Annotated in this window: 4 protein-coding genes and 1 pseudogene; 2 read left to right on the top strand and 3 right to left on the bottom strand. The window is 78.9% G+C overall.

The window, feature by feature from the left end; genetic code table 11:
• The coding region (locus tag DT057_RS05760; protein WP_128561139.1) for an ABC transporter permease subunit at window positions 1–856 on the top strand (856 nt) is incomplete at its 5' end.
• Entirely contained in the window at window positions 853–1,590 is a 738-nt protein-coding gene (locus DT057_RS05755; RefSeq protein ID WP_128561138.1) for an ABC transporter permease, read from the top strand. The genes DT057_RS05760 and DT057_RS05755, both read left to right, overlap by 4 nt.
• Window positions 1,591–1,664: 74 nt before the next feature.
• Here DT057_RS05755 and DT057_RS05750 read toward each other — a convergent pair whose 3' ends face one another.
• From DT057_RS05750 to DT057_RS05745, 3 genes and pseudogenes are all read right to left on the bottom strand, one after another.
• Entirely contained in the window at window positions 1,665–2,735 is a 1,071-nt protein-coding gene (locus tag DT057_RS05750) for a L,D-transpeptidase family protein (protein WP_128561137.1), read from the bottom strand.
• Between the two features lie 112 nt (window positions 2,736–2,847).
• A pseudogene (locus tag DT057_RS36620) lies at window positions 2,848–2,950 on the bottom strand (extensin family protein); the annotation flags it as partial.
• 1 nt (window position 2,951) lies between these two features.
• Window positions 2,952–3,360, bottom strand: a 409-nt coding sequence (locus DT057_RS05745; protein ID WP_338103496.1) for an extensin family protein, incomplete at its 3' end; no start/stop codon positions are given.
• Window positions 3,361–3,447 lie beyond the last annotated feature (87 nt).

Here is a 3,447-nt window from a genome sequence, read left to right as displayed (position 1 = left end):
GCTCGCCGGCGAGGCGGCCCGCCGCACGCCCCTGCGCGGGGCCGGCCTCCTCGCCCTCGCGGCCGGCCTCGCCCTCGCCTGGCTCGGCGCCCGGGCGGGGCTCCTCGACGGCCTCTCGCTCGCCGTCGAGTACCGGGCCCGGGCCGGCGCCGTGCGGGCCGCGATCGTCCAGCACCTCGGCCTGTCGGGCGCCGCCCTGGCGCTCGCCCTGCTCGTCTGCGCCCCGCTCGCGCTCCTGCGCCTGCGCGGCCGCGCCGGCGGCCGGCTGTCCGACCTCCTCCTCAACGGCGTGCAGGTGGTGCCGGCGCTCGCCCTCTTCGCCGGGCTCGTCTCGGCGCTCTCGGGCCTGCTCGCCCTGGCGCCGTCCCTGCGCGGGCTCGGCCTCGCGGCGATCGGCCCGACGCCGGCGGTGATCGGCACCGCCGCCTACCTCGCCCTGCCGCTGGTGCGCAGCCTCGCGGCCGGCCTCGCCGCGCCGGACGCCGCCGTGCTCGACGCCGCCCGCGCCGTCGGGCTGACGCCGGCCCAGACGCTGCTCCGTGTCCGGCTGCCCCTCGGCGGGCCGGTCCTCCTCGGCGGCCTGCGGGTCGCGGCGGTGCAGAGCATCGGGCTCTCCACCCTGGGCGGCCTCGTCGGCGCCGGCGGCCTCGGCGCCCTGGTGTTCGAGGGGATGGCGCAGTTCGCCCCGGACCTGATCCTGCTCGGGGCCCTGCCGGTGATCGGGCTGTCGCTGGCGGCCGAGTACGGCCTGTCGGCCCTCGCCCGCGCGGCCGCCGCGCGGGTCGCGGGCGCTCCCGGGGCCGACGCCGCGGCCGGGACCGACGCCGCGACCGGGACCGCGGGGGCGCCCGCGTGACGGCCCGCGCCTCCCGGCGGGCCGCCGCCGGCACCCTGGCGGTCGCCGTCGCGCTCGCGGCCCTGAGCCATCCGGACGTCGCCTTCCCCCTCGTGCGGGTTCTGGGGATCCAGCCCGGCACGCCGGTGCCGGTCGCCCGCCTGCTCTGGCTCGCGCAGCGCCACCTCGCCCTGGCCCTCGGCGGCTTCGCACTCGCGGGGGGGCTCGGCCTCGCCCTCGGGATCGCCGCGACCCGGGCCGGGGGCGCGGGCCTGCGGGGGGCGATCGAGACCCTGGCGGCGGCCGCGCAGGGGGCGCCGCCCGTGGTGGTGGTCGGGCTGGCGCTGCCGATCCTCGGCTTCGGGGCGCCGCCGGTCCTGCTCGCGCTCGCGGCCTACGGCCTGATGCCGGTCCTGCGCGGCACCGTCGACGCCCTGACGACCGTGCCGGGCGAGGTGCGCGCCGCCGCGGTCGCCATGGGGCTCACGCCCGCCCAGGTGCTCTGGCGGGTGGAGCTGCCGCTCGCGGCCGGGCCGATCCTCGAGGCCCTGCGGGTCGTGATGGTGCTGGCCGTCGCGACCGCGGCGATCGGCGCCCTCGCGGGCGCTCCCACCCTCGGCACGCCGATCGTGGTCGGGCTCCAGAACCAGAGCGGCCTGGCGCTGATCCAGGGCGCGGCGGCGGCGGCGGCGCTCGCCTTCCTGGCCGACGCGGCCTTCCTCGCCGCCACGGCCCTGCTGCGGCCCCACGCCTGAGGGCCCCGGCGGCGCGAGGGCCCCGGCGGCGCGGGGCCCCTTGGATCCCGGCCGGGGCGCGCGCCGCCGGAGACCTACTGCCCGAACTCCACCGCGGCGCCCCGGGCCACGTGGCGGGCGAGGTCGCGGGCGTCCCAGTTGGTCAGGCGGACGCAGCCGTGGGACTCGGCCTTGCCCACCTTCTCCGGGTCGGGCGTGCCGTGGATGCCGTAGGATTCCGCCGACAGCTCGATCCAGACCAGCCCGACCGGGTTGTTCGGGCCGGGCTTGATGGTGAACTTGCGCGTCGTCCCGACGCCCTTGAAGGCGTATTTCGGGTCGTACGTGTAGGTGGGGTCGAAGGCGACGCCCTCGACCTTGAAGGTGCCGCTCGGCGCCGGCTTCTCCTTGCTGCCGACCGAGGCCGGGTAGAGGTGCAGGAGATGTCCGTCCCCGCCGTAGGCCCGGACCTGGAGCGCCCCCTTGTCGACGACGATGCGGGTGACCTTCGGGGCCTCGGGCAGATCCTTGGCGGCCACGCGCCCGGTCTCCAGGGGCGGCACCGCCGCCACCGCGATCACCGTCCCGGCTCGGTCGAGGGGCTTGCCGGGGTTGAGGTCCGCCAGGAGGGCGGCGCTCATGTGGAAGCGCTCGGCCAGCATCTCCGCCGGGCCGGTGTAGGACAGCGCCTTGAGGTCGGCCTGCTCCTCCATCCTGGCCGGGATGGCCTCGGCGAACGGGCCGGCCACGTCCTTGTCGGTGAGGGTGTACTCCACGACGACCGGGTCGGGGCTCGTGCCCGAGAGCGCCTGCCACAGCGGGGCGTCGAGCCGCTCGGACGGCCGCAGGCCCTTCTCGGTCGCGAAGGCCTTGAGGGCGCCCCGCAGGGTGGCGCCGTCGCGCCCGTCGATGGCGCCGGGCGAGAAGCCGGCGCGGTCGAGGAGGACCTGGACCTTCACCAGCAGGGGATCCGGCCGCCTGGCCGACGGCCCGGCCGCCTTGCCGGGAGACCCGCCCCCCTTGCCGGGAGACCCGGCCCCGCCCGGGCCGTCGAAGGCGGCGGCGTTGACCGCGTCGCGGTCGAGCCCGTCCTTGCCGGCCTGCGCGGCGCCCGTCAGGCCGCACGCCAGATACACCGCCCCGAGCCACGCCAGCCTCGTCCGCATCCGCCGCCTCCTTCGCGCGCCCCGGGAGCCCCCGCGCCCCGCGCGCAGCCCTCAAGCGCCGGAGGCCCCGGTGCGTTCCGTGCGGGGCCCGGTCCGAGGCGCCGCGGGCGGCCTACTGGCAGAGGCGGTGCCCGGCCTGGCGCTCGCGCGCGTCGAGATGGAGGTGGTTGGCGTGCGCCGGGTCGCTGCCGGGACCGAGCACGGTGCGGAAGAACNACCCCGCCTCGGGCGTCCCCTCCCGCACCGACCCGACCGTCACCGGCCCGCGCCCCTCGAAGGTGAAGCCCATGACGTCGACGCCGTTGGCGAAGGCGTGCTCGCTGAGCTTGGCGGCGGGGTCGTGGTTCTGGCCGCGGCACTCGTAGGAGGTGCCGATCTGGAAGGCCCGCGGCGCGTGGCCGAGGTCGCGCTCGGCCACCACCCGCACCTCGGTGCTCCAGCGGGCGAGGGCCTCGGCGGCGACGCACGTCAGCGTGGCGGCCGGCGCGAGGGCGACGCCGTCCGGCAGGGTCGAGATCCGCAGGGGCTTCGGGGCGCCGCAGAGCCCGTCGGCGAGCGGGGGCAGGGGCTCGGCCCGGACCCCGAGCTTGTCGAGCCGGCGCAGGCACGCGGCGTCGTCCGGCACGAGCGCCGCGGCGCCAGGCGCCGGGCCCGCCGGCACGTCGGCCGGGCGCTCAGGCGGCAGCGGCACCGCCTCGGCCGCGGGCAGGGC

The sequence above is a fragment of the Methylobacterium crusticola genome, from assembly GCF_003574465.1.
In the GTDB taxonomy this organism is placed as follows: domain Bacteria; phylum Pseudomonadota; class Alphaproteobacteria; order Rhizobiales; family Beijerinckiaceae; genus Methylobacterium; species Methylobacterium crusticola.
This window is presented reverse-complemented; position numbering and strand designations above follow the sequence as displayed.

Bases quoted from the DNA above. Each gene is read 5' to 3' on its own strand.
- DT057_RS05750 (WP_128561137.1), bottom strand. From the start codon at position 2,735: ATGCGGACGAGGCTGGCGTGGCTCGGGGCGGTGTATCTGGCGTGCGGC.